The sequence below is a fragment of the Pseudoalteromonas maricaloris genome, assembly GCF_024746855.1.
Lineage (GTDB): Bacteria > Pseudomonadota > Gammaproteobacteria > Enterobacterales > Alteromonadaceae > Pseudoalteromonas > Pseudoalteromonas maricaloris.
Map to the genome: position 1 here is coordinate 4,068,499 of NZ_CP024625.1, position 26,179 is coordinate 4,094,677.

Annotated in this window: 21 protein-coding genes; 3 read left to right on the plus strand and 18 right to left on the minus strand. The window is 42.5% G+C overall.

Going from position 1 to position 26,179, the window contains the following annotated elements; translation table 11 throughout:
- Positions 1 to 31 precede the first annotated feature (31 nt).
- Positions 32 to 2,173 carry a winged helix-turn-helix domain-containing protein gene (locus tag CTT31_RS17920; RefSeq protein WP_260491702.1) on the plus strand — a complete coding sequence of 714 codons (2,142 nt, stop codon included), beginning with the start codon at positions 32 to 34 and terminating at the stop codon, positions 2,171 to 2,173.
- Positions 2,174 to 2,335: 162 nt separating this feature from the next.
- On the opposite strand, the gene CTT31_RS17925 is transcribed toward CTT31_RS17920, so the two are convergent.
- The 18 genes from CTT31_RS17925 to CTT31_RS18010 form a co-directional block, all read right to left on the minus strand.
- Positions 2,336 to 2,542 (minus strand): hypothetical protein, encoded by a 207-nt coding sequence (locus CTT31_RS17925; RefSeq protein ID WP_260491703.1) that lies wholly within the window; start codon positions 2,540 to 2,542, stop codon positions 2,336 to 2,338.
- Positions 2,543 to 3,595: 1,053 nt separating this feature from the next.
- Positions 3,596 to 6,685 carry an efflux RND transporter permease subunit gene (locus CTT31_RS17930; protein WP_260491704.1) on the minus strand — a complete coding sequence of 1,030 codons (3,090 nt, stop codon included), beginning with the start codon at positions 6,683 to 6,685 and terminating at the stop codon, positions 3,596 to 3,598.
- Positions 6,682 to 7,743: an efflux RND transporter periplasmic adaptor subunit gene (locus tag CTT31_RS17935; RefSeq protein WP_211858922.1), complete on the minus strand. Its 1,062-nt coding sequence runs from the start codon at positions 7,741 to 7,743 to the stop codon at positions 6,682 to 6,684. Before CTT31_RS17935 ends, CTT31_RS17930 begins: the two co-directional genes overlap by 4 nt.
- Positions 7,744 to 8,236: 493 nt before the next feature.
- On the minus strand, positions 8,237 to 8,653 hold the full coding sequence (locus CTT31_RS17940; protein ID WP_010376888.1) for a F0F1 ATP synthase subunit epsilon: 417 nt from the start codon (positions 8,651 to 8,653) through the stop codon (positions 8,237 to 8,239).
- A gap of 13 nt (positions 8,654 to 8,666) precedes the next feature.
- Positions 8,667 to 10,052, minus strand: coding sequence for a F0F1 ATP synthase subunit beta (gene atpD, locus CTT31_RS17945; RefSeq protein ID WP_128732332.1), 1,386 nt, complete (start codon positions 10,050 to 10,052; stop codon positions 8,667 to 8,669).
- Between the two features lie 32 nt (positions 10,053 to 10,084).
- Positions 10,085 to 10,945 carry a F0F1 ATP synthase subunit gamma gene (atpG, locus tag CTT31_RS17950; RefSeq protein ID WP_010604140.1) on the minus strand — a complete coding sequence of 287 codons (861 nt, stop codon included), beginning with the start codon at positions 10,943 to 10,945 and terminating at the stop codon, positions 10,085 to 10,087.
- A gap of 52 nt (positions 10,946 to 10,997) precedes the next feature.
- Entirely contained in the window at positions 10,998 to 12,539 is a 1,542-nt protein-coding gene (gene atpA, locus CTT31_RS17955) for a F0F1 ATP synthase subunit alpha (protein WP_010376884.1), read from the minus strand.
- Positions 12,540 to 12,553: 14 nt separating this feature from the next.
- Entirely contained in the window at positions 12,554 to 13,087 is a 534-nt protein-coding gene (atpH, locus tag CTT31_RS17960; RefSeq protein WP_010604141.1) for a F0F1 ATP synthase subunit delta, read from the minus strand.
- Between the two features lie 16 nt (positions 13,088 to 13,103).
- Entirely contained in the window at positions 13,104 to 13,574 is a 471-nt protein-coding gene (atpF, locus tag CTT31_RS17965; protein WP_010376882.1) for a F0F1 ATP synthase subunit B, read from the minus strand.
- Between the two features lie 49 nt (positions 13,575 to 13,623).
- Positions 13,624 to 13,857, minus strand: a complete 234-nt coding sequence (gene atpE / locus CTT31_RS17970) for a F0F1 ATP synthase subunit C (protein ID WP_010376881.1) — start codon at positions 13,855 to 13,857, stop codon at positions 13,624 to 13,626.
- Positions 13,858 to 13,935: 78 nt separating this feature from the next.
- A complete protein-coding gene (gene atpB / locus CTT31_RS17975) occupies positions 13,936 to 14,793 on the minus strand; it encodes a F0F1 ATP synthase subunit A (protein WP_069021955.1) in 858 nt (285 codons plus the stop codon).
- Positions 14,794 to 14,808: 15 nt separating this feature from the next.
- Positions 14,809 to 15,189: an ATP synthase subunit I gene (locus tag CTT31_RS17980; protein ID WP_010604145.1), complete on the minus strand. Its 381-nt coding sequence runs from the start codon at positions 15,187 to 15,189 to the stop codon at positions 14,809 to 14,811.
- 289 nt (positions 15,190 to 15,478) lie between these two features.
- Positions 15,479 to 16,417, minus strand: a complete 939-nt coding sequence (locus CTT31_RS17985) for a ParB/RepB/Spo0J family partition protein (RefSeq protein WP_017218543.1) — start codon at positions 16,415 to 16,417, stop codon at positions 15,479 to 15,481.
- Positions 16,418 to 16,432: 15 nt separating this feature from the next.
- Positions 16,433 to 17,218 carry a ParA family protein gene (locus CTT31_RS17990; RefSeq protein ID WP_010376876.1) on the minus strand — a complete coding sequence of 262 codons (786 nt, stop codon included), beginning with the start codon at positions 17,216 to 17,218 and terminating at the stop codon, positions 16,433 to 16,435.
- Between the two features lie 14 nt (positions 17,219 to 17,232).
- Positions 17,233 to 17,853, minus strand: a complete 621-nt coding sequence (rsmG, locus tag CTT31_RS17995) for a 16S rRNA (guanine(527)-N(7))-methyltransferase RsmG (RefSeq protein WP_260491705.1) — start codon at positions 17,851 to 17,853, stop codon at positions 17,233 to 17,235.
- 15 nt (positions 17,854 to 17,868) lie between these two features.
- On the minus strand, positions 17,869 to 19,758 hold the full coding sequence (gene mnmG / locus CTT31_RS18000) for a tRNA uridine-5-carboxymethylaminomethyl(34) synthesis enzyme MnmG (protein WP_260491706.1): 1,890 nt from the start codon (positions 19,756 to 19,758) through the stop codon (positions 17,869 to 17,871).
- Between the two features lie 422 nt (positions 19,759 to 20,180).
- Positions 20,181 to 20,618, minus strand: coding sequence for an FMN-binding protein MioC (mioC, locus tag CTT31_RS18005; protein WP_010604148.1), 438 nt, complete (start codon positions 20,616 to 20,618; stop codon positions 20,181 to 20,183).
- A 409-nt stretch (positions 20,619 to 21,027) separates the two neighbouring features.
- Complete coding sequence (locus CTT31_RS18010) at positions 21,028 to 21,825, minus strand: isocitrate lyase/PEP mutase family protein (RefSeq protein WP_260491707.1); 798 nt, start codon at positions 21,823 to 21,825, stop codon at positions 21,028 to 21,030.
- Between the two features lie 239 nt (positions 21,826 to 22,064).
- On the opposite strand from CTT31_RS18010, the gene CTT31_RS18015 reads away from it, so the two are divergent.
- Both CTT31_RS18015 and CTT31_RS18020 read left to right on the plus strand, forming a co-directional pair.
- Entirely contained in the window at positions 22,065 to 22,370 is a 306-nt protein-coding gene (locus CTT31_RS18015; protein ID WP_260491708.1) for a hypothetical protein, read from the plus strand.
- Between the two features lie 127 nt (positions 22,371 to 22,497).
- Positions 22,498 to 26,082 carry a hypothetical protein gene (locus tag CTT31_RS18020; protein WP_260491709.1) on the plus strand — a complete coding sequence of 1,195 codons (3,585 nt, stop codon included), beginning with the start codon at positions 22,498 to 22,500 and terminating at the stop codon, positions 26,080 to 26,082.
- Positions 26,083 to 26,179 lie beyond the last annotated feature (97 nt).

The window sequence follows — 26,179 nt, forward strand, 5'->3', positions numbered from 1 at the left end:
AAAAAACACATTAAATAAACACAATATAATCATGAATGGTAATAGTGTTAACAGGGCAATTTGGTTAGAAGATAAACAAATTACAGTTGGTCAATTTCAGATCGATTTCAAAAAAACACGCTTGTATGACAACAATGCCGTGGATGAAGCCGAACGAGTAATTAAGCTAGAACCCTTAACCATGGAGCTTTTATGCTACCTAGTTAAGCGCCAAGGTGACTATGTAAGCCAAAAAGAGCTGCTTGATCATGTTTGGGATGGGCGCATCGTTTCAGACAATGCTATTCGCCGAGTCGTTAAAAAGCTCAGAGATGCGCTAGGTGACGATGTAAAGTCTCCTACTTATATAAAAACCGTGCCTAGCAAAGGCTACCTGCTTATTGCCGAAGTAAATATCGAGACGGTCACACAAGGTAACGACGCTGATCACATCCCTGGAAATATCCAATCCCCTGATAATAAGAACATTAAAAGAACTCTCCAGAATCAATCTAAGTATTTGTTTATATTACTTATAGTAACATTGATTTCTTGCTATGTGGCTTACGCTTATATTTTGAAACCTACTAAAAAGGAAATACAACAAATAAAAGCAGTCACCAGTATGTCAGGTGAAGAGGATTGGGCGGATTACCACAAAGAGTCGGATATGGTCGTCTATTCTCATCGCAAAGACGTGTCGGGTTTTTTTAACTTATACATTAAATCTTTGTCAACCAACGTTACTAAAAGGTTAAGCCCAGGCGAGGCTAATTATTATTCCGCTAAATTCTCTAAAAATGGAAAGAAAATCGCTGCACAAAAACAAAAAGGCAATCATGCAGAACTAGTCATCTTATCGCTAAATGATGCAATGGATGTTTCTAAGGAAGAGGTGATCTACAAGTATGATACATCTCAGCCAAATTTATCCTGGGCTCCAGACGATAGTGCGCTGTACTTTTCCCTGAAAAAGCAATCGGATTATCCAAATACCATCTTTAAGATCGATATTAACAGTAAACGCCTAACTCAGGTAACTTACCCAGACTTTAATCCTTATGGAGATTACTTTTCAGCAATTTCAGGGGATGGATCACGCCTTGGCGTTTTAAGATACTCAAATTATCAACGGACACACTTGATCATTTTAGAATTGGCCTCTGGAAAAGTGCAGAGCAATACCGTACTTGACTTTATACCGCAAAATATCGTTTGGGATGAAAGCGGTTCAGGCCTTTATCTTTCAAATAATAATGAAATCTTCTTTTTTAACGCTCAGAAAAATGAGCTCACCCCTCAAGTGCAAACCGATTTTGGGCTATCTTCAATTTACAGTACCTGCGGACAACATTGCTTGTTAGTAGGTAAGGAAGAAGAAAATGTGCGTGATATTATTGAAGTTAAGAATCCATTCTTTAACAATAGTATCAACAACTTATTTGAGTTTTCACTTGCGGGTAAAGAGGGACATCCCGATTATCTGGCAGACTCAAATAGCATAGTGTTCCGCTATGAATATGACAATATTCCACAAATCGTGACTTATTCAACATCAGGAAAAATGGAGTTATTAACCGAGTTTACTCAGCATCACAATATAAGCGACCTGGAGTATCACCCAAAGCATCACTCCATACTCGGTATTTTAGACCGCCAACTATTTACCTTAGATATCAATAGCAAACAAATACACTATCTAACCACTCAGTTAGAAAATATTCAAAATCCGAGCTGGAGCAATGATGGACGTTCAATCTACTTCTCACGAAAGGAAGGCAATCAGTTTTGGCTTATACGCCAAGATGTCAACAGCGGTAAATCAGAACCACTGCTTTCTAATGTAGTCAGTGCAAAAGAGGATCCCAAAGGCCAGTATCTATATTATCAGCGTACTGATGGCCAATTGTATCGAGCACCATTAGACACGATGAAAGAAAGTAAACCGATAGCAAAGCTAGAGTTAGCATCTAATATTTCTTGGCACCTTACATCTCAATACGTCTATTATTCTGTTTCAAATGGTTATAAGTATGATTTGGTTCGTACAGATTTGAATTCAGGCAAGTCTGAGCGAGCTTCTCTACTGAAATACGCATTCTACGCAAAATTTCAACTCCATCCGAGCGAACAAAAGCTATTGCTACTGCAACGAGCAGCACCGAGTACAGACCTTTACAACGTCTATTTTTAACTCGATACGATAAAGTGTCCTCTGCATCACATATCATTTTGCAGAGGACAACGGGCTAGAACGATCATAGGTGTTAAAACGCCTTTCTTAACCTTTTACTATGAGACTTTAAATAATCCAACTACCGCATGTAAGTATCCACTTGGCGGTAGAGTGTCATTATTACTCTTCCGTTGAGTTATCTTCCGGCCAACACTTAGGGAAGTTTGGGCAACTTGGGGTAATAACCTCACCATTTGGGGTATCCGTGGTGTTGGCACCATTCGCGTAATAAGGTTGTTCGGAAGCCTTTGCTGGCGCCCACAGAATAAAAAACACGGTGCCGATAAAAAGTGATTTCATTGTTGTTGAGTTTATTTTAGAAAACATATTATATCCTTGTGTAATTTTTGTTTTTAATTGATTTTAATTATATTTTTTGCTTAGTAGTGCTTATTCAGTAACATTATCACTACTGAGTGCATCACCTATTACCACTTTTCAGCATTGGAAATAGGATGTAAGCAATCTCTTCGATGCTATCGTTTTATTCTTTATTTGTGCTGTGTTGTGACGTTGATGTTGGAGGTAGAGCCGGCCAACATTTAGGAAAACTAGGGCATGCAGGTGTTACTACAAAGTCATCCGTTACTGTTGCACTATCTTGACTGTTAGTATCTTGCTCATAAGCATTTACAGATACTGTAGTTAAAGTAAGTAGAGTTGTTAGCGCTAGTTTTTTTAATGTAGAGAACATATTTATTTCCAATTTTTGAGTTTAATTTATATCGAGCATTCATTTACTTTATTATCGTGCTTCGATTTGATGAATCTACTTTAAGCGTAAAAAGCCTATTTACCACCCCACCATTCATGACTACGCATTATTTCAATTGATTACATACCAAAAATATAAATAAAACCAACAAAAACAATAGTCTGTAAAAAATCAATATTGCTATCTTTTATCTATTACTAAGTACTCTTTTGTTTTATTAGGCCATTCATAGCGGATAGTCACAGGAGTGTGAAGATGAAATGGGACCTGAATAGTTGTAATATGAGAATAAGTTAACATTGCTAACTAAGTTTTAGTGTGTAAGCTGCTGTCATGAAATAAATATGTCACAATACTTCAATGCCAGTTAACTCACAATAATGACTCCCAAGCTTACGGAAATCAGATCGTAATGTTAAATAAGCGGCGTATTGTTGGGTGTAATATTCGATTAATACTTCATGTCATAGCGCTCAGCACAGACTCAAATGCTCTTATACATTAGGGCATAATATGACACATCGTGTAGCCTTGATGAGGTTTCCAACTTTACACGTTTCATAGCAAAACCAGATCTCTTCAACTCATAAAAGATACAATGTGCAATACATAAAAAGGCCACAACTAAGTGTGGCCTTGATGGGGTTCAACTAGGTAAATAAATATTATGAAACCGTTTCAGCGTGTGGGAAGTGGGCTTCTCGCTCTTTGTATTTGGCGAAAACGGGTAAACTTAACAAGGCAGCCATAACAGAAAGAGAAAATATAGCACTGAATGTCATACCACCAACGATCACAATGGCCAAGCCACGATAAATCTCCGAACCCACGCCAGGAATAATGGCCAGAGGCAACATTCCAAAAATACTCGTCAGTGTACTCATATATATAGGCCGCGCTCGTGATTTAATCGCTAACTGAATTTTATCGCCTATGGTATAGCGCAAACTATCAAGTTCATTAAAATGACCTACAAACAGAATTGCATTATTAATAACGAGTCCTATTAGAATGATGAACCCCATCATTGAGATAACATCTAAAGGTTGATAGGTAAAAAGATTAACGGTATTGAGTGCTAACATCCCGCCAATCAGTGCAATAGGTAACGATAGCATAATAGCCAAACCATTGCGGAAAGACTTAAACCACCCGGATACAAGTAAAAATAGAATTAGCATTGCAAAGCTAAACTGTTGCAGCATATCCGAAATAAGCTCATTTAATTTACTCGCGCTACCACGATAGGACACCGAAACGGACTGTGGCATATGTTGCCCAATAATTGGGGTCACTTGAACTTTGAGATCGTCAATAAAAGTAGATAAGGGAACGCTAGGCGGTGGCGTTACATTAATTGATAATGTACGAAAGCCATTTAGACGATATAAAGAACTTGGCCCGACATCCAACTCATAATCAACTAAGGTCCTTAACAGGGTGACTTTGTTTTCAAGTGGAAAATACAACGGTGTATCCATTACATTATTGATGGCATCCCAATCTTCCCCTTTGATATAGATTGGTAAGTTTTTTGTGCCATTAGAATATTCCCCAATATAGACACCGTCGGTCAGAGCACGTAACTTCTGTGACAAATTATACTGGGACTCTCCCAACTCAAGCAGTTGATTGTCTTTTGGAGTAAAGATAATTTGTGGGTCATCATTATAAAGCGGTGTGTTGCTCCACGGGTTGGCATAACCCATATTGGTGTTTAGATGCTCATACACTTCTCGCCCAATTAATTGCAAATCATCCAGCGACGTACCGGTAAAATCGATAGTAACCCGACGATTGGTAGACAAACCAAAACCAAGTAAAGAGTTAAAGTTGGCATACACATTCGCATGTGGAAAAGCCGCTTCTAGTGTGTTTTTTGCCCAAGACTTTAATTGCTCAGCCTGCTCAGGTTCTTTGGGATATAGCACCAACTGGACCGACGAACTTCCCGAAACAAATGACAAAAATTTATCAATAAGCGGGCCTTGTTGCTGTTCCTGCTCAGCTTCAATCAGTTGATTTATGGGCATCAACAACTCACCGGTTAACGCTTCATGATTCATACTTTGGTTGACATTAACAGACACGTTAACGCGCGTTCCTTCCACTTGCGGTAGAATGTTCAACTTAGGCGCGAGTAATATCAGTCCGGCGATTGGTACTACCACTAATAACAGGAGCATCGCACTTCGGTTTCGTGAACTTACTACCATACGTGCAAGGCGTGCAGAAATTCTATCGACAAAGTCTCCTGTCGTATCCAGAGCTTTGATGCTAGGCAAAATATAGCGTAAAAGCAGTGGTAACAGCAGTAAAGCAACAAACAAAGAAGCGCCTAGAGCCGATGAAATAGTGATGGCCAAATCGTGGAATAACTTGCCCTCTGCACTTTGCATCAAAAGTATTGGAGCAAATACGATAATGCTAGATACCACTGAATTTACCAGCGCTCCCGATACCTCAGCCATCGTTTTATGTATCGCGTCTACAACACGCTCCCCCTGCTCTCGATATCGCACTGCAGTTTCAACCACGACGATTGCAGCATCCAAAATCATGCCTGTCGACAGAGCAATACCGGCAAGCGATATCACATTAAATGTTCTACCCAAAACCTGCATAGCCAAAAATGTGGCCAAAATGGAAATTGGTAAACTGATGAATATCATCGCGATAACCGGGAGCTTTCTAACAAACAAAAATAGAATTAAAGTAGATAATACAACCCCAAGGATCAGGTTATTTTGCACCATACTTACTGCACTATTGATGGTTTTAGAGTCATCCTTGGTCAATTCCATTTGTACACCTAGCTCAGGCAGTACTGTAGTATTGAGTTCAGTCATCACTTTTCTTAGCTGTGCCAAAGATGCTAAAGCATTTGACCCTGTTGCAGCATTAACGCTGACATAAAAAGCTTGCTGTCGCTTCCAGTAAACGGGCGATGAATCAGTAACAAAGGCATTTTCGATGTAGGCAACATCACCGAGTGTAACCACCTTTTGCTCATTCTTAGCGATAACTAGCCCATTGAGATCTGAGATATCACGACGACCCTCAAAACGTACCGCAAAGTTGCGTGTGCCTTGTTCAACGATACCGACACTTTGATCTAGAGAATTGCGCAAAATATTTAGCATTTGATCTATCGTCAATGTGTATTTAGTCAACTTTTCAGGGTCAAAAATAATATCTATGCGCTGTTCAGTTGACGCTAAAGGCGAGAGGCTGCTAATGCCCGGAATCGCTAGGATTCTAGGTCTGACATATTTCTCAAATACTTCTGTGTATCTTGCTCGATCAGCCGGAACCCCTGCACTATTTGGGAAAAGTACTAGGCCGGCAATGCTACCTTTATTATCTTTTGACTTGTTTTGAATGATTGGTTCTAGTGCTGTTTTTGGCCGCGTATTAAATTGATTCATCTTATCGATAACTTCAATATAAGCCTCCTGCATATCGGTGCCTGGCTGAAAGGTCATATTTACCCAAGCAAACCCAGTCCCAGTATCGGTTTCATAACGCAACACTCCGGGCACTTTACTTAACAGCTCCTCTACTGGTTCAACAATCTGACGCTCCATTTCCATGGGCGATGCGCCCGGCCAGAAGTTTCCTACAACAATTCGGTCTTCACCAATATCTGGAAGTAATTGAACAGGGAGTTTGGGTATAGCGGCAATACCCAAGATGATTATGATGAGAAAAAAACTCACCACATAGTGAGGATTTTTCAGTATTCTGCTATTCATAATTGAGCTACCCTTTCATCCACTTTTACTACATCACCGGATTTCAAACCTAGTCCACCTCGAGTGACAACAACCTCCCCGGCAGATAGCGCACCACTCACGACATAATCACCATTAATGCCAGCAAGTACCTTTACATTGGCTTTTTCTACTGAACTATCAGCTTTTAATTTGTAAACAAAACTATCCTTGCCTCTTGGGATCAGCGCATCACCAGGGATAAGCAGACTATTTGGTATCGTGATTGTGAGTTGTATGGACAGGTTAGAGCCTAATACTAGCTTATCTTTCAATCCAGGTTCCGGTTCAACAAATAGCTTTACAGCGCCAGTCCCTACACTTACTTCAGGTACAACTCTCGCGACCTTGGCTGTGCCTATGCGCTTCGGTACCTGTAGCTCACTTTCGATGATCAGTTCAGCATGCTCATCAATATAATCAAGTAGTTCAATGGGAAGCTGACTAGATAGCTCAATCGCAGCAAAATTATTGACTCTTGCAATCGCATCCCCTTCTTGGACAAATTCGCCTTTACGTACGAAGGTTTCTGCGACAAAGCCACTTTCAGAAGCACGAATTGTACTAAGCGAAATATGTCTTTGGATTTCTGTCAGACTGACTTCAAGCTCAGATACCTTGTTTTTGGCGCTCGCAAGCTCATAAGTAAGCTGATCTAACTCCGATTGATTAACACTTTTAGTTTTTGATAAGGTTTCGAGTCGCTTTAACTCAACATTAAGATGCTGTACCTGAGCCTCAGCTTGGTGAATCTCAAAGCGCTTTTTTTGCTCCGACAACGATAGAAATTGAGTATCCAATTGTGCAATCACATCGCCAGCATTTACTCGCTCTCCAATCTTTTTAATCCTAAGAACGTGCGCGCTGCTGTAACTAGATAGTACGATGGCATCTGAATCAACAACCTCTGCAACCAACTTACTCGTGATCCCTCGGCTGTTTTCGACAACCGGAGCGGTAGTCACGATACGCTGCGCCAAGCTGTGCTGAGACACAAGGAGTAGCAACAACACACCGACTTGATGCGTAAAAATTTTCATAACTTGATCCCCGTTGATTTCACTTTTCTCTGTGTTTGTTTGGTTGAGTTTAGAGAGTAGAAAGCGGATACGAAAAGTGAAGTGTTGTTACCTCACGCCACAACGTGTGACCAAGTAATTATTAGTTTAATAAACATATAGTTATAACAATAAATACAAAAAGTAATGAATCGTGACAAACAGCTTAAGCCTGCATATTTGATACGTCAGCATTCCTAAAAAAGAACTTCAACATAAAGAATTAACACTGTCACAATAGGTTGGTGGCCATTTTGTAGCTCTCCTAAGAGTAGGAAAGGTTAAATGTACTAAGTAATACCAATTCGCTTAATTAAGTGAATTGGAATAAACCCAAGGAGGCAACCTCGTTGAGAAATCTTGAACTTCGTTTGGGTCGGTCGGCTTGATACTTTCAAATTGATTGGGTGGTATACATCGTTCATAAAAAAACCCACGCAATGCGTGGGTTTTTGATAACCAGATAGGTGGTTGCTTATTTGCGCAGCTGGCGAATAACGCGTAGTTGAGCAAGGGCTTCTTCTAGTTGTACCGCAGCTTGTTGGTAATCCAACTCACCGGTAGTACCAGAAGCCATTTGCGCTTGCGCTTCACGTTTAGCTTCTTCAGCAGCTTGCTCGTCAAGCTCTTCCGCACGAATAGCAACGTCCGCTAGAACAGTTACTGTTTGTGGTTGAACTTCAAGCGTACCGCCTGCAACGTAGATAACTTCTTCTGAGCTATCTGCTTTAACCAAACGTACCATACCAGGTTTTAGGCCAGTCAGTAGTGGCGCGTGACCTGGATGAATACCAAGCTCACCTTCACTACCTGTCACTTGGATAGTAGTCACAGCGCCAGAGAACAAGCTCTGCTCTGCACTTACTACATCAAGGTGTACTGTCATTGCCATAACAACCTCCTAATTACATGTTTTTAGCTTTATCAACTGCTTCGTCGATTGAGCCAACCATGTAGAATGCCTGCTCAGGCATATCATCGTAATCACCGTTTAGGATGCCCTTAAAGCCAGAGATTGTGTCTTTAAGAGATACGTATTTACCAGGTGCACCTGTAAATACCTCAGCAACGAAGAACGGCTGAGATAGGAAACGCTGGATCTTACGTGCACGAGATACAACTTGCTTATCTTCGTCAGATAGCTCGTCCATACCTAGAATTGCGATGATGTCTTTCAGCTCTTTATAACGCTGAAGAACTGTCTGAACGCCACGTGCTGTGTCGTAGTGCTCTTGACCGATAACTTGTGGGTCAAGCTGACGTGAAGTTGAATCTAGAGGGTCTACCGCAGGGTAGATACCTAGAGACGCGATATCACGAGAAAGTACTACTGTCGCATCTAAGTGAGCAAACGTTGTTGCTGGAGATGGGTCAGTCAAGTCATCCGCAGGTACGTATACCGCTTGGATTGAAGTGATTGAACCTGTCTTAGTTGATGCGATACGCTCCTGTAGAACACCCATTTCTTCAGCTAGTGTAGGCTGGTAACCTACTGCTGAAGGCATACGACCTAGAAGTGCTGATACTTCAGTACCTGCTAGTGTATAACGGTAGATGTTATCTACGAAGAATAGTACGTCACGACCTTCGTCACGGAACTTCTCAGCCATTGTTAGACCAGTTAGTGCAACACGTAGACGGTTACCCGGTGGCTCGTTCATCTGACCATATACTAGAGATACTTTGTCTAGTACGTTTGAGTCGTTCATCTCATGGTAGAAGTCATTACCCTCACGAGTACGCTCACCAACACCTGCGAATACTGAGTAACCGCTGTGCTCGATTGCGATGTTACGGATAAGTTCCATCATGTTTACGGTTTTACCTACACCCGCACCACCGAATAGACCAACTTTACCACCTTTAGCGAATGGACATACAAGGTCGATAACCTTGATACCAGTCTCTAGAAGTTCAACAGAGTTGCTTTGATCTTCGTATGATGGTGCTGCACGGTGAATAGACCAACGCTCTTCTTCACCGATAGGACCCGCTTCATCAATCGCGTCACCAAGTACGTTCATGATACGACCTAGTGTTGCTGTACCAACTGGAACCTTGATTGGCTCAGCTGTACCTTGTACTGGAGTACCGCGACGTAGACCGTCAGTACTACCTAGTGCGATACCACGTACCACACCGCCACCTAGCTGCTGTTGCACTTCTAGTGTCAAACCAGCTAAGTCGCCTTCTGTAACTTTTAGTGCGTCATATACGGCTGGCACGTTGTCTTGTGGAAACTCGATGTCCACAACGGCGCCGATAATTTGGACGACCTTACCTAAACTCATGTCTATTCCTCTTATTAAACTTTGCCGAAGCGTTACACGGCAGCCGAACCGCTCACAATCTCACTGATTTCTTGTGTGATTGCGGCTTGACGTGCCTTGTTGTATACCAGCTGTAGCTCATCAATCAGGCCACCTGCGTTATCAGTTGCGGCTTTCATCGCAACCATACGGGCAGCTTGCTCAGAGGCAGCATTCTCAACTACGCCTTGGTAAACCTGAGACTCAATAAAGCGCACAATTAGTGTCTCTAAAATCGCCTCTGGGCTTGGCTCATATAAGTAATCCCAAGCGTGAGCTGATACTTCTTCTTCAGCTTTTGGCAAAGGTAATAACTGATCGATAACAGGCTCTTGTTTCATTGTGTTGACAAACTTGTTGTACACAACGAATAAGCGGTCAATTTTGCCTTCTTCGTATGCATCTAGCATTACTTTTACAGGACCAATTACGTCCTGAATTGAAGGTGCATCTCCCAGCCCTGCCTTTTTGGCTTCAAGCGAACCACCAAAACGTCTAAAGAAACCAGCAGCTTTGCTACCTAGTGTTGCGAACGACGCCTCAACACCTTTTTCTTTCCACGCTTTCACGTCTTTCGCTACACGCTTAAACTCGTTTGAGTTTAAGCCACCACAAAGACCACGGTCTGTAGAGATAACGATATAACCAACTCGTTTCACATCACGTTCTTCAAGGAACGGGTGATGGAAATCAAGATTAGCCTGAGCAACACGACCGATCACTTTGCGTAAGTTTTCAGCGTATGGACGACTAGACGCTACGCGTTCTTGTGCCTTCTTCATTTTAGAAGCGGCAACCATCTCCATTGCGCTGGTGATCTTTTGAGTATTCTTGATACTCCCGATCTTGCTTTTTATCTCTTTTCCGCTGGCCATGACTCTCTCTCCGAATCTCGGTGAGTAGTAACCTACTCACCTTAATAACACATTACCAAGTTTGCGTAGACTTGAACTTCTCAAGAAGCTCTTTAAGCTGCGCTTCGATCTCGGCGTTGTAGTTACCAGTTTCATTGATTTGAGCCATTAGCTCTGCGTACTCGCTCTTAGCAAATGCGATTAGGCTTGCTTCGAAATCAAGGATCTTGTTGATTTCGATATCTTTTAGGAAGCCTTTCTCTACTGCAAATAGCGATAATGACATATCAGCAACAGACATCGGTGCGTACTGTTTCTGCTTCATTAGCTCTGTTACACGCTCACCGTGTTCAAGCTGTGCACGTGTTGCATCATCAAGGTCAGAAGCGAACTGAGAGAACGCCGCTAGTTCACGGTACTGAGCTAGCGCTAGACGGATACCACCACCTAGTTTCTTAACAATCTTAGTTTGAGCTGCACCACCTACACGAGATACCGAGATACCAGCGTTAACAGCTGGACGGATACCTGCGTTGAACAAGTCAGTTTCTAAGAAGATCTGACCGTCAGTGATTGAGATAACGTTGGTAGGTACGAATGCAGAAACGTCACCACCTTGAGTTTCAATGATTGGCAATGCCGTCAATGAACCTGTTTTACCTTTCACTTCACCATTTGTGAACTTCTCAACGTAGTCAGCGTTTACACGAGACGCACGCTCTAGAAGACGTGAGTGAAGATAGAAAACGTCACCTGGGTACGCTTCACGGCCCGGTGGACGCTTAAGTAGTAGTGAGATTTGACGGTAAGCAACAGCTTGCTTAGACAAATCATCATATACGATTAGTGCATCTTCACCGCGGTCACGGAAGTATTCACCCATAGTACAACCAGAGAACGGCGCTAGGAATTGTAGCGCTGCAGATTCTGATGCAGAAGCAACTACTACGATAGTGTTTGCAAGTGCACCGTGCTCTTCTAGTTTACGTACTACGTTAGCAATTGTTGACGCTTTTTGACCAACCGCTACGTACACACACTTAACGCCTGTGTCTTTTTGGTTGATGATAGCATCGATTGCTAGTGCTGTTTTACCAGTCTGACGGTCACCGATCACAAGCTCACGCTGACCACGACCAACTGGGATCATCGCATCGATAGACTTATAACCAGTTTGTACTGGCTCATCTACTGATTGACGCTCGATTACGCCAGGTGCGATTTTTTCAACTGGTTCAAAACCATCGTTATCAACAGCGCCTTTACCGTCGATTGGCTCACCTAGCGTGTTAACAACACGACCTAGTAGACCACGGCCTACTGGTACTTCAAGGATACGACCAGTTGATTTAACTTTTACGCCTTCTTTAAGGTCAGCGTATGGACCCATTACTACAGCACCTACTGAGTCACGCTCAAGGTTTAGTGCGATAGCATAACGGTTGCCAGGAAGCTCGATCATCTCACCCTGCATACAGTCAGCAAGACCGTGGATGCGGATGATACCGTCGGTAACAGATACGATAGTACCTTCGTTACGCGCTTCACTTACAACTTCAAACTGCTCAATGCGTTGCTTGATCAGTGCAGAAATTTCTGTGGAATTAAGTTGCATGCTCTTTTTCCCAATTACGATTGTAGCGACGTCGCAAGACGATCTAACTTGCCGCGAACAGAACCGTCGATTACGGTGTCACCGGCTTTAATCACTAGGCCACTTACAATGGCTTCGTCGATGCTACAATTCAGCTTAACTTTGCGTGCGAAACGTTTCTCAAGTGCCGCGACCAATTTTGCTTGCGTATCATCTGCAAGCACTGTTGCTGAAACCACATCTACTTCGATTTCTTTGTCATAGTCTGCTTTTAGTTCAGCAAACAATTCTGCAACAGCTGGAATGGCGGCTAAACGCTCATTTTCGGCCATCAGCTTGATAAGATTTTGACCTTGTTCGTTGAGTTGCTCAGCACATAACTTGATAATGATTTCAGACTGCTGTGATTCAGTAGCGATGCTACCAAGTAGCGCCTGAACCTGCTCGTCGCTGGTAACTTGACCAGCGAAGAACAGCATTTCATTCCAAGCTTCAACTGTGCCTTTTTCAACGGCAAGTTCAAAAGCCGCTTTAGCATATGGGCGAGCGATAGTAGTCAATTCAGACATGCTCATACCCTCCTACTTAAAGCTCAGCGACAAGTTTTTCAACGATGTCACTGTGTGTGGCTTGATTGATTTCACGCTCTAAAATCTTCTCAGCGCCTGCGATAGAAAGTGCAGCGACTTGTGAACGCAGCTCTTCTTTCACACGGTTGCGCTCAGACTCAATTTCAGAGTGTCCCTGAGCAATGATTTTTTCACGCTCTTGCTGACCACGAGTAGTCTCTTCGTCAACAATCAGCGCAGCACGCTTCTTAGCTTGTTCGATGATTTCAGCCGCTTGTGCTTTCGCTTCTTTCAGCTGTTCAGCACCTTGTGCACGTACGCGCTCAAGTTCTTTCTCAGCTTCATCAGATGCCGCTAAACCATCTTCAATTTTCTTCTGGCGAGCTTCAATCGCACCATTTAGTGGTGGCCATACGAACTTCATACAGAACCATACGAAGACCACAAATGCGATTAATTCACCTATTAGAGTGGCGTTTAAGTTCACGACCGCTCCTCCTTACTTGACAGTTGTTCGTTTCAGGTATTTTGCAATATTAAAGAGCGAACAACATGTACATAGCGATACCTACACCGATCATTGCAACGGCATCGATAAGACCAGCTAGGATGAACATTTTAACTTGTAGTGAAGGCGCAAGCTCAGGTTGACGAGCACATGCTTCTAGGAACTTACCACCCATGTTACCGAAGCCTAGTGCAGTACCGATAGCACCAAAACCGATTAGTAGTGCAACAGCGATAAGTTTAATAGCAACTGCGATTTCCATTTTTATCTCCAAAGTTTTAATAGTAAATTAAAGTTTAAGTTTAAATTTAAGTTGTAAAAATCTTTATTATTCAGCTGATTAGTGACTTTTTGTACTAGCCATACTGAGGTAAACGATAGTCAGCATCATAAATACGAATGCTTGAAGAACGATTACCATAATGTGGAATACTGCCCACACGAAGTGCAGTGGTAACTGCATCAAACCAATTGCACCGATAAGGATGAAGATCATCTCACCTGCGTATAAGTTACCGAACAAACGTAGTGCTAGCGAGAACGGCTTAGCAACCAATGCGATTGTTTCAAGTAGTAAGTTAAACGGGATCAACACTGCCATCATTAGTTTGTTTTTAGAACTAAATGGGTGCAATGTTAATTCTGCAATAAAGCCACCGATGCCTTTGATTTTAATTGAATAACCGATCATCAGAATAAACACACCTAGCGCCAGTGCAGCTGTCATGTTTAAGTCTGTTGTAGGTACAATCTTCATGTACACATCGTGTGAATCCATACCAAATGCTTGTTCACCAACAAAGCCAGCGAATGCAGGTAGGAAGTCAACTGGAATCAAATCCATCAAGTTCATTAGGAATACCCAAACGAAGACCGTTAGGGCTAAAGGTGCAACTAACTTGCTATTACCATGATAAGTGTCACGTACGTTGGCACCAACGAACTCAACAACCATCTCGATAAAGCACTGGAATTTACCAGGAACACCTATAGTGGATTTTTTAGCGGCACTTCGGAAGATCCATAAAAATATCAGACCTAAACCGATTGACCATGCGAGGGTATCTACATGCCATGTCCAGAAACCACTATCCGCACATGCTTTGTTGAAGGCAAGACCGGCATCGGTCGAGCACATCTTGGCATTGGTCAAGTGGTGCTGAATATGGCTTGATAGAGTAACTTCTTCTGCAGCCATGTTTTATCCCAAAAGTTAATGATTAAAAAAAATCAGGACCAACCATTGTGTCAGCATCACGAGCATATACGCGCCAAAGAAAGGCAGCATCATTACTGAAAAATGCTTAAAAATCAGTGCAAAGAGCACAACAGTTAGCAAAAATTTTAATCCATTTCCTCGTTTTATCGAGGAATATACTTGATTTGCTTTGCTTGCACCCATAAATCGAAAGGCGTAAGCAGCAAATACAAAATTAGGGAGTACCAACACAGCGCCGCCAGCTAATGCTGAAACTCCGGCTTGTACTCCCCAACCTATAAAAACGATTACTGCAGCGACTAATGCTACGATACCCTGAATCAAAACACCTTGTAATGCGGCTCGCCTGTATGGGCGGGCTAACGAATGAGTCACTTTATATTAACCTTAATGACGTTAAATTTTATCAGGGTATGAAAACTGGCGAAATTATACTTGTTTCTGCTTAATTTGCAACTTGACGAGGCGAAATGTGACGTTTTTTGGACGCCAAATAGGTCAAAATTTGTTAGGGAGGAAGGCTTAAATTAAAGCCTGTACAAGAGTGGCTATTTTTCCATCAAAGTTCTTAGTATTCTCGCTATTTCGCAGCATATCGGTGAGGAAATAGCGGCGCAAAATAAAGCACCGCATTCACGGATTAGTCAATTGGTTAAGTTTACCGTTAGTCAGCTTCATTCATTTCAGGGTTAATACGCCCCAAAATACCATCAAGCTCATCCAAACTAGCATAGGAAATAACCAGTTTACCTTTACCTTTTTGGTTGTAGTTGATCTCAACTTTCGCGCCTAAATTTTCCTGTAATTGCTGTTCAAGCAGCTTCACATCAGGATCTTTTTGCTTCGCTTCTTTTTTCTCAACCGGCTCTAAAATGGTACGAACCAGTTTTTCGGTTTCTCTTACGGTTAATCCCTTGGCCACAGCGGTTCTTGCCGCTTCAGATTGCGCTTCGCCAGTTAGGGCAAGTAAACAACGAGCATGGCCCATTTCTATATCGCCATGTTCCAACAAGATTTTTACATCATCGTTGAGATTGTTGAGACGAAGTAAATTGGTGACCGTTGTACGCGATTTACCAACCGCATCGGCGACCTGCTGATGCGTGAGTTCAAATTCATTGAGCAATCTATCTAGAGCAATTGCTTCTTCCATTGCATTGAGGTCTTCACGCTGAATGTTTTCAATAAGCGCAATTGCAACAGCCGCTTCATCCGGCACATCTTTGATTAAACAAGGCACGGTATCCTGCTTTGCCAGTTGTGCCGCACGCCAACGCCTCTCACCGGCAATAATTTCAAAGCTTTGCGTGGTAACTTTACGCACCACAATAGGCTGTAAAATCCCCTGTGAACGGATCGAACTCGCCAGTTCCTCAAGTGCCTGTTCAGACATATCTTTACGCGGCTGATATTTACCCGGCTTTAGCCACTCAATAGGTAATCGTTGTAACTCTTGTTCAACCGCCGATTCGGCAGGTGCTTCACTGACTGTTGCAACCGCTTCTTGTTGATTAGGCACAGGTGCCGCAGCACTTGGATTAGGTTTAGCTGAGCTGAGTAGGGCATCCAACCCTCGGCCTAAACCACGTTTTTTAACCGACATGTTCTTTTTATCCTCTTAGGCAACCGCAGCCGCTTGCTTTTCTTTGCGTCTTAGCATTTCACCCGCTAGCGCTAGATAAGCTTTCGCACCGCTTGATGCTCTATCATAATACATCGCAGGCGCTCCAAAACTTGGCGCCTCCGCTAATCGCACATTACGAGGGATCACAGTCCGGTACACTTTATCGCCAAAGTGTTGTTTTAACTGTTCAGATACGTCGTTAGCTAGACGATTACGCGGGTCGTACATAGTGCGCAAAATGCCTTCAATTTGCAATCCTGGATTCACCAACTTACCGAGTTGGGTAATGGTGTCCATTAAAGCTGTTAATCCCTCCAGTGCATAATATTCACACTGCATCGGAACTAAAACCGCATCGGCGGCAGCCATGGCATTTACCGTTAGCATATTTAATGAAGGTGGACAGTCGATGAATATATACTCATATTTATCTTTTATCGTCTCAAGGGCGTTGCGTAATCTCACTTCGCGCGCAAACAACTCCATCAGTTTGACTTCTGCCGCGGTTACATCCCCATTCGCTGCGATCAGATGATACTCACCACTGGTTTCTGTGGTGATCACTTGATCCATAGGCGCTTCTTCGATCAACAGATCATAAACCGTTGCAACATCGGCGTATTTATCAACGCCACTGCCCATGGTTGCATTACCTTGGGGATCGAGATCGATCAACAGAACTTTACGTTTAGTCGCCGCCATGGACGCGGCTAAATTCACCGCAGTGGTTGTTTTACCAACACCACCTTTTTGGTTTGCTATTGCAATGACTCTTGCCACATTGTCCTCGACAATTAATCTTTAGAAAGAATGATTAAATGGCGCTCACCTTCAAGCTTGGGCACCACTAAACTAATATCTTGCGATAAACTCACGCCGCTTGGTAATTGTTCTAGCTCATCCGCAGGGTATTGACCCTTTAGTGCTAAGAATACACCTTGGTTATCGATTAAATGTGAACACCACTGGATCATATCTTGTAGTGATGCAAAAGCACGGCTGAGTACACCGTCTAATTTAACACTTGGCTGATATTCTTCAACTCGAGACTGCACTGGGGTAACATTCTCAATGCCAAGCCCATGTTTTACCTGCATTAAAAATCGAACTCTTTTACCAAGGCTATCAAGAAGAACAAAATTGATGTCCGGTCTAGCTATCGCTAAAACCATACCCGGTAAACCCGGTCCGGTGCCAACATCAATATAGTTACTGCCCGTTAAGTGTGGCGCAACAACCAAAGAATCCATGATGTGTTTTACCATCATTTCTTTTGGGTCACGAACGGAAGTGAGGTTGTAGGCTTTGTTCCATTTATCCAGCAGCTGGACATATTCTACCAACTGCTGCTTTTGTTGTTCGCTGAGCTCGATAGAGGTATCAGCGAGTAATTCATTCAATTGTTCTAGTAACACAGTGTTCCACTGCTATTACGCCGACTTACGTAATAGCCCTTGCTTTTTCAGATACACTAATAATAGCGAAATAGCAGCAGGGGTGATACCAGAAATACGTGAAGCTTGGCCAATCGTTTGTGGACGAGCATCACTTAGCTTTGCCACAACCTCATTTGACAAGCCGCTTACCTGAGCATAATCAAACTCAGCAGGCAGTAATGTCTCTTCATGACGAAGCTGTTTATTAATCTCATCTTGTTGACGCGCAATGTAACCGGCGTACTTAGTCTGGATCTCAACCTGTTCAAGGGCTGGAATATTATCAAATTCAGATCCTAATCCTTCAATTGCCATCAGGTCGTGATAATTAACCTCAGGACGGCGGATCAGATCTTCAAGACTGGCTTCGCGTATCAGTGGTTTTTTCAATAATCCATTTACCGCTTCAAGTGCAGGGTGATCTTTATGGATCCAAGTATTGCGCAGACGCTGTGCTTCTTGTTCCATAACTTCAAGCTTGTCGTTGTATGCAGCCCAGCGTTCATCGTCAACTAAACCTAATTCGCGACCTTTTTCCGTTAGACGTAAATCCGCATTGTCTTCACGCAGTAACAAACGGTATTCAGCACGCGAGGTAAACATACGATAAGGTTCTTTTGTACCAAGCGTTGCTAAGTCGTCAATCAACACACCGGCATAAGCTTCATCACGGCGCGGTGTCCATGCTTCACGGCCTTGAACTTGAAGCGCTGCGTTCATACCCGCAATCAGCCCTTGGGCACCAGCTTCTTCATAACCGGTTGTACCATTTATTTGACCAGCGAAGAATAAGCCATTGATAAACTTAGTTTCTAATGATTGCTTTAGGTCACGAGGATCGAAGAAGTCGTACTCAATTGCATAACCAGGACGACAAATATGCGCATTCTCAAAGCCTTTAATAGAACGCACGATCTCCAGTTGGATATCAAATGGTAAGCTGGTGGAGATACCATTTGGATACAGCTCGTATGACGTTAAGCCTTCAGGTTCTACGAAGATCTGATGCTTTTCTTTATCAGCAAAACGCACAATCTTATCTTCGATGGAAGGACAGTAACGCGGACCAATTCCCTCAATCACGCCAGCATACATCGGCGAACGATGTAAGTTATTGCGGATCACATCATGGGTTTTTTCATTGGTATAGGTGATATAACAAGGGATCTGTTTTGGATGATCAGACACTTTGCCCATAAACGAGAAAACCGGAGTAGGGGTATCGCCTGGTTGCTCTTGCATCACTGAAAAATCAACCGTTCTTGCATCGATACGTGGTGGGGTACCTGTTTTTAGACGATCAACTCTAAAAGGCATTTCACGTAAACGCTCAGCCAAAGCGATAGAAGGAGGATCGCCAGCACGGCCGCCTTTGAAGTTTTCTAAACCAATATGGATCTGGCCACCCAAGAAAGTACCAACCGTTAGCACCACTGAAGAAGCACTAAAGCGTAAACCCATTTGAGTTACGACACCTTTGACCTGATCGCCTTCAACAATCAGATCATCACAAGATTGTTGGAAGATCTTTAAGTTTTCTTGGTGTTGCAAAATGTCTTGGATCGCCGCTTTATACAATGCGCGATCTGCCTGAGCACGAGTCGCTCGTACCGCAGGGCCTTTCGATGAATTAAGCGTTCGAAATTGGATCCCACCTTTGTCGATTGCCTTGGCCATTGCACCACCAAGCGCATCGATCTCTTTAACCAAATGACCTTTACCAATCCCACCAATAGCTGGGTTACACGACATTTGGCCTAAGGTATCCATATTGTGTGTTAACAATAAGGTATTCATACCCATACGTGCAGCTGCAAGTGCAGCTTCAGTGCCTGCGTGTCCACCACCAACAACGATGACATCAAAATGTTCATGATAAATCATTTACGGGATCCTACTTAAAACAACCGAGCAAATTTAGAAAGGATGCGTATTCTACCTAGAATTAACCAGAAGTGAAATGGTTAAACTTTGCACAACGCAAAAAAGAGATCACTTAAAATATATAAGGATCTTTTTAAAGATCTTTATTGATCTTACTACTACTGATCCTTTGATCTGTGAATAGTTTTGTATTCCTGTTTAGATCCAACTGCTTAACTAAGATCAATTAGTGTGAATTAGATCGGATCAATGGGCTTAAAACCTTTGATCAACTTGGCACTTTATTCACAGGGCTAGATCTGAATTATTTTATCCAATGGATAAGTAAGCGTAGATCAGCAGTTAGATCATAGGTTATCCACAATGCGATCTAGAATAAACTGAATTTGTGAATAACTTCTGTGTATTTCAATGTTGCAGCGTTAAGCGACACATTCAACAAACTTAGGTAACCAAGCAATAGCGGTATCTTCTGGTAGATCTGGGTGTAAAACATCGATCTTTTCTATGTCTAAGAGCTGTGTTGCACCTTTTTCTTTAAGTAGATCAGCAAGATTAATAGCTGCATGATTAAAGGTGTCGTAACTTGAATCACCAATTCCCACTACCGCAAAGCGTAACTGGCTTAGATCCGAGCTCGCTTTTAATGCTGATATAAAAGGTAATAAGTTTTCTGGATAGTCACCGGCCCCATAAGTTGATGTCACCACCAGCCAAAGTGCTTGCTGACAAGCTTCAAGCTCGGGTTTTTCATGCAAATTCACGGTATAACCTTGAGATTCAAGCGATTCCATTAGCTGTTCAGCAACGTATTCTGCTGATCCCATTTGGCTGCCTACAATAAGATCTAAAGTTTGCATTGTTACCCTTACCTAAGTCGTATTGCGCGCCATCTTAGCGTTTAACGTGAATATGTAAAGAGGGCTTTGAAGTAATTGGATAAAAATATTTGCACAAATAGTGTGTTATTTTTAATGTCTTTATTTATCTGCATGAAATAAAAAGGAAAAATAAAATATTCCTAAGCTTAACTCGGTGATTTATTTGTGGATAATCTATGGGATAGCTGAGCCTAAAAATACTTTTTTAAGCTAAAGCGCATGCTTGAAACGGTAAGATCTCCGCTGTTTTTGAACAAATTTTGAGGTTGTGGATGAGATGTTGTGGATAACGATCTAAAAGCTGGAAGTCGATCCAGTCTTTTAGATCTATATAGTTAGATCCATATAATAAAAGAATCTAAAAAAGCGGTCAGATCTTGTGATTTATTTAGTTTGACAGCCAAGTTGTGCGGACTGATTGCTCAAATAAGAAGTCTACAGTATGTTCTTCGAGCAGCCTTCTGGTGGCTGATTCTTGTAGTGCTATCACATGATCGCTGAGAGCATTACCCGATGAGATACGTTTGACTCCTAACTCTGCTAACGCCTGTTTATCACTAAATCCGGGCAACAGCATCACATTGACTGGAATTGAAAGCAGGGTTGTTAGGCGTTTTATCATTGTGGTGTTGGTTAAACCGGGAATAAAAAAGCCATCGCAACCTGCTGTTTGATAGGCGAGTGCACGCTCATGCAGCGTCGCTTCAGTCCACTGTGGTTGTAAGCAAAGATCGCAACGGGCATTAATAAAAAAATGATCGAAACCGCCATGACGTAAAGCTTGTTTGATTGCCTGCAATAACGCTTGGTGTGCCTTTATATCGCGCAAGCTGTTCTGGTGACTGGGTTTGTCTTCAATATTGATACCTGCAACGCCAAGGTCGGCCAATTGGATAATATGTTTGATGATCTGATTTTGATCCGCGCTGTAGCCTGCCTCAATATCAACACTTAATGGAATAGTGATCACCTTAAGAATGGCACTTACTGTTTGTAGTACACGGTCAAATGTGAGTTGTTCTCCATCTTTGTAGCCCTGATGATTAGACATACCCCAGCTTGTTGTCGCAACGGCCTGACCACCAGCCTGTTCGATGATAAGCGCTGATGATGGATCCCAGCAGTTAGCTAGAAAAAGCGGGGATGATTGTTGGTGTAGTGCATTGAAAGTTGTAGATAGAGCCATTTTATTTCTCCTAAGTTGCAGCGCTTAGGATACGCAGCGTACGGATGTTGGACTGGCCAGATTGAGCACTTAACGTGATTGGGTAGATTTGCGGTTATCGCTCAGATCCTTATTATAAGTGTGCTGCTCTTTACTTTTTATTAATATTTATCAAAAACTTAACGATAAGTTTGATGTTGACCTAGTGATATGGATTCGAAATAATAGTGTTGATATTAAGGAACTACAAAAGGTAAAACATGGATAAGGATCTGCACATTAGTGCTGCTGAAAATTGGTACTCATTTCGTATTAATGCATCTGGAGAGTTGGAATTTAAACGCGTCGCACTGTGGGCTGCTGATAAACAGGGTTCTGTAAGAGGGTTAGTCTCTGGTACTGCCAACAAAAAATTCGCCAACTATTTATACAATGCGCCATACGCACACGGTGGTTATATTCATTGGGATGATATGGCACCCGATCAACAGAAAAAAGCAAAGCAGGACTGTCAAATAGATATCGACAAGTTAAAGGAGCTGCAAGCTGAGGATGCTAACGCGTAGCTGCCACTCGCTGTGTTTAGCATTTACTTGAAATTGCCGCAATTCGCAAAGCTGCGCTTCATTCTCTTTTTCTTCTCTATAGTCCGATTAGTACGGCTATACGTCAAATTCAATTAGAAATAACGACATGAACCAATTCGATAAAAACCAGATAATCACGCTGGATATCCAAAACCCGCAACAAATCAAATTAGCATTAGCTCAGTATAAGGCTTTGTTGGACAGTGATAAGGCCTGTTTTAACAGTCAGTTTGATGTTGAGTTTAAGCAACTTGATGAAGCGGGGATGCGCCGTTTGCAACCGCAAGATAGTGGCAACAACCTAAAGTTGCTTCAATCTGCATTAGATTTAGGCCAAGAAGGCGGTGCGCACCACTATGACCACACCATACTTGATGATACCGAAAACTATATTTCTGAGGTCATTTTATTTGCAGCAGCGCTGCAATACCCTGAGATCAAACAAGCTGTTGTAGAAGCCGCCAAGGCAATAGTGGCCTATAGTCGCCGCCAAAATGACACTGATGAAATGTGGCTTGATGATATGCGGGTATTTGGCGTTGAAGCTTTGTATATGCTTGCAAAGACGGATATACAGTACGCCTATTTGCTAGCACAATACTTTGTGCCTTATTGGGATGATGAACATGCATGCGGTTATGAAAGCTATTTAAGTGTATTGCTACACGAGCACGGTTGGCATCGTGAAATGATCAAAGCATTTATTTGGTGTGACAACGATAACTTTAGATCTGGCATGTTCAAAAATGATCAATACAGTGAAGAATGTGACTACCAGCCGCTTGGGGAATATTTACGCGAAAATCCTGAGAGTTATGAGCAATTTAAAGCATTAGTCATTGCACGTTTTCAAGCTGAGCCCGTATTACTTGCCCATGTCGATACCATGTGTGATGAGGAAGAAGAAGACCTGAGTGGTCATCAGCCTGTGATCTCTTTGTATCAATCGCTATTCCCCCATAGCTGTTTTTATGACGATGAAGAAGCCAAAGACAGCTTTATGGCAATGCCATTTTTTGACAGTACCCTCGAAAATGAAGCGTATGATTTACAGCAAAAAGTCCAATCACAGGTTGCAGGCCCATTAGTTAAAATTGCACAGAGCGCCATTGCTGCTCGTGCAAGCTATCGTGCCTATCTTGCCAGAGATGAGCGTAAATATGAGCTTAACTATGGTACTAATTTGCTGAAACCTTTAGTGCTGGCCATGCCCCAAGGCGGATTATTGTGGCGCTACATTGAAACTGGGGAACCACAAACAGTATTAGAAACAGTCTGTGAAGTAGATGTGCTTGAATTAGCGAAAGTGCATGCCAGTGACATGGCTGAGCATCTTATTGATCAATTGAATAGTTTTGAGCGCAATAATCAAGGTATAGCCGAGGAGCTGGAGTCGGTGCTCAGCCTTGTGCGAGGCGATCTACTTACAGATCACTTCAGTGAAGAAGCTGAATATACACAACCAAATGGCATGGTGTTGACGCTTGCGGTACGCAACGATGCAGAAAATAACTTACTACAAGCTCGTGCTGAGCAGTACCTTCGCGTGATTGATGTATTTTACCACGCCCTAGGCAAGCGTGAGTTTTGCAAATATATGATGGCATCACTTACCGAAGGTGATGAAGCTCTACTCTCCAGAGAAGCCTATTATCAGCGTTATACTCAACTCTCCGTGTCTGATATCAAGAGCGCGGCTGAAAATGCTAAAGCCAAAAATATCCAGTCGATATTTCGTCACTTCACCAACCAAGATGAATTACTGTGTCGCAAGCATCTTAAGTTGGTCAATGAGCATTTCCGCTCATCGCGTGCGCTGTGCCACCCAAAGCAATGGCCGCAATTGGATATGGGATTAATTACACTGGCCAGCTATCACCTGCACAGTGATTATAATCAGCATATTGGCGATGATATTACTGAGGCACTAGCAAATTATCTTAACGACAATCATATTTGGCAACTCGCTGCCCAGCACATAATTCAGAAATGTCATAAAAAGTCCGATCATTATAACCCTGATAACTTAGGATTGTCTGAGGCACAAATAGCGCGGATCTGTGATTACTTTACTGCAGACACGCCGCAAGATGATTTAAGCAGTTTATTGGCATTAGTGCAGCCGCAGTTGTATCGAGATGAGTGTTGTCGCGGCGATCTTTACCTAAACAAGTTTAGTGAAAAGCAGTCAAGCTATCAGCTCTTTAAAGATTTTGATGATGATTTCCAACGCTTTACCCTAACGGCATTTTGGTTGCGACAGCTACCTTTACCCCTGCAATACAAAGCGGATCGTTTATGGCAATTTATTATTGCACTAGCGCCAGTTAGGGTTGCACGCAATGTGCTTCGTGCTTATTCGGATGATCATTGGAGCATAGAGTTTGACACTATACTCGATGAAATTGAGGTCTACGAACAGTTAAGTAAAGCTGGAATAGATGGCGGTATACTGAATGCCTATGAAATGAGCAACCAACGTTATAACTCCGAACGTTACTTGAATTGGATAGAGATTTACAGCGAAATAGCCAGTGATGATAACAGTATGTTTGGCAGCATGGGACGTAACAAAGCCAAAGCTATGGAGCAGGGACTCGCATATATCAATGAGCGCACGAAAGTTGAGTTTTTACATCATGTGTCGCTTAAACACCCGGAAGTTGAGCTTGATTTCAGCCATGATTTACAACGCGCGATTGATATTTTTGTGCAATTAAACCTGCACTCTTGGGAGCATGCGTTAGCACAGGAATTAGGTCGGGATTGTCTATATTTCGGTGAAGGTGAAAAGTTACCAAAGAAGCTGCATAAAGCCATTGTAGCGGATAGCCTCTCAATACACGATAAACCTTGCCATGTTGATGGTCGAAGTTGGGAAGCGTGCACTGTGTTACAACAGCAAGGAGACAATTACGTTATTGTGATGGCCGATCATGAGGTGCCGCTTGCTTGGTATGAAGAAAGGTTGCCATCTGGGCCGTTACTGATATTTTCAGAGCAGCTTGAGCGTGCGGCTATTATAAAACGCGTGGCTGAGCTGCAAGTGCAGTCCAATCGCATTAAAGCCATTGTTGAGCAAACGATGGCTTATCTACATAACGAGGTCGAGTTTGATGTCATGGCTGCGCTGTTTAAAGGGCAAATCTCCACCGAGTTTATGCGTATCGATGCCGATGAATATCAAATGTATAGTCTTCGTCAGTTTGTGTGGATGTTAGATGCTGAGCGTCGCAACAAACTGGTACGTCTGCTTCTTAATCATGATTATCGGGGCTTTAAATTAATTGAAGCGCAAATGGAACAACCTTGGCTATTACATCAACTGGCACACAATGAGATAGATTTTGAAACTTACCTATCGAAAAGCGGTGAATATGAAGGCGAAGCGTCCGAAATCGGCATGACATTTTTGCTCACCTGGTTATTTGATATAGGCGTTAAACCCGAACATTTGGTGCTGTTTTGTATTAAGCGCAGTCACTTTGACGTATGTCGTGAATTTATCGTGGCACATGCTCGTGGCCAATATGGCAGTTTTAAACAGAGTTTGAGCTATTTATATGCTGATCGCCGCGCTGAACTTCCTGAAATATTCAGCCAAGCAGCAGACGCTGAAGCATTGCTAGCTCGATTAAGAAAAGACAAATCTCGCAAGGTAAAAGAAGCGGTAAACCAATACGCTGGTTAGTGTGTAGTCATACGCCCAAAAAAGGGCGTATGACGACTCAGATATTTAGGTTATTTACCAATACAGAAAGTAAAGTTTCTATTTTATACAGCAACTT

What these genes read in the sequence shown, in the direction of transcription:
- CTT31_RS17930 (WP_260491704.1), bottom strand. Translation starts at nt 6,685, where the DNA reads ATGAATAGCAGAATACTGAAAAATCCTCACTATGTGGTGAGTTTTTTT.
- atpE (WP_010376881.1), bottom strand. Translation starts at nt 13,857, where the DNA reads ATGGAAATCGCAGTTGCTATTAAACTTATCGCTGTTGCACTACTAATC.
- atpA (WP_010376884.1), bottom strand. Translation starts at nt 12,539, where the DNA reads ATGCAACTTAATTCCACAGAAATTTCTGCACTGATCAAGCAACGCATT.
- CTT31_RS18015 (WP_260491708.1), top strand. Translation starts at nt 22,065, where the DNA reads ATGGATAAGGATCTGCACATTAGTGCTGCTGAAAATTGGTACTCATTT.
- CTT31_RS17940 (WP_010376888.1), bottom strand. Translation starts at nt 8,653, where the DNA reads ATGGCAATGACAGTACACCTTGATGTAGTAAGTGCAGAGCAGAGCTTG.
- CTT31_RS17920 (WP_260491702.1), top strand. Translation starts at nt 32, where the DNA reads ATGAATGGTAATAGTGTTAACAGGGCAATTTGGTTAGAAGATAAACAA.
- atpG (WP_010604140.1), bottom strand. Translation starts at nt 10,945, where the DNA reads ATGGCCAGCGGAAAAGAGATAAAAAGCAAGATCGGGAGTATCAAGAAT.
- atpH (WP_010604141.1), bottom strand. Translation starts at nt 13,087, where the DNA reads ATGTCTGAATTGACTACTATCGCTCGCCCATATGCTAAAGCGGCTTTT.
- CTT31_RS18010 (WP_260491707.1), bottom strand. Translation starts at nt 21,825, where the DNA reads ATGGCTCTATCTACAACTTTCAATGCACTACACCAACAATCATCCCCG.
- CTT31_RS17925 (WP_260491703.1), bottom strand. Translation starts at nt 2,542, where the DNA reads ATGTTTTCTAAAATAAACTCAACAACAATGAAATCACTTTTTATCGGC.
- mioC (WP_010604148.1), bottom strand. Translation starts at nt 20,618, where the DNA reads ATGCAAACTTTAGATCTTATTGTAGGCAGCCAAATGGGATCAGCAGAA.
- CTT31_RS18020 (WP_260491709.1), top strand. Translation starts at nt 22,498, where the DNA reads ATGAACCAATTCGATAAAAACCAGATAATCACGCTGGATATCCAAAAC.
- CTT31_RS17985 (WP_017218543.1), bottom strand. Translation starts at nt 16,417, where the DNA reads ATGTCGGTTAAAAAACGTGGTTTAGGCCGAGGGTTGGATGCCCTACTC.
- CTT31_RS17935 (WP_211858922.1), bottom strand. Translation starts at nt 7,743, where the DNA reads ATGAAAATTTTTACGCATCAAGTCGGTGTGTTGTTGCTACTCCTTGTG.
- atpD (WP_128732332.1), bottom strand. Translation starts at nt 10,052, where the DNA reads ATGAGTTTAGGTAAGGTCGTCCAAATTATCGGCGCCGTTGTGGACATC.
- mnmG (WP_260491706.1), bottom strand. Translation starts at nt 19,758, where the DNA reads ATGATTTATCATGAACATTTTGATGTCATCGTTGTTGGTGGTGGACAC.
- atpB (WP_069021955.1), bottom strand. Translation starts at nt 14,793, where the DNA reads ATGGCTGCAGAAGAAGTTACTCTATCAAGCCATATTCAGCACCACTTG.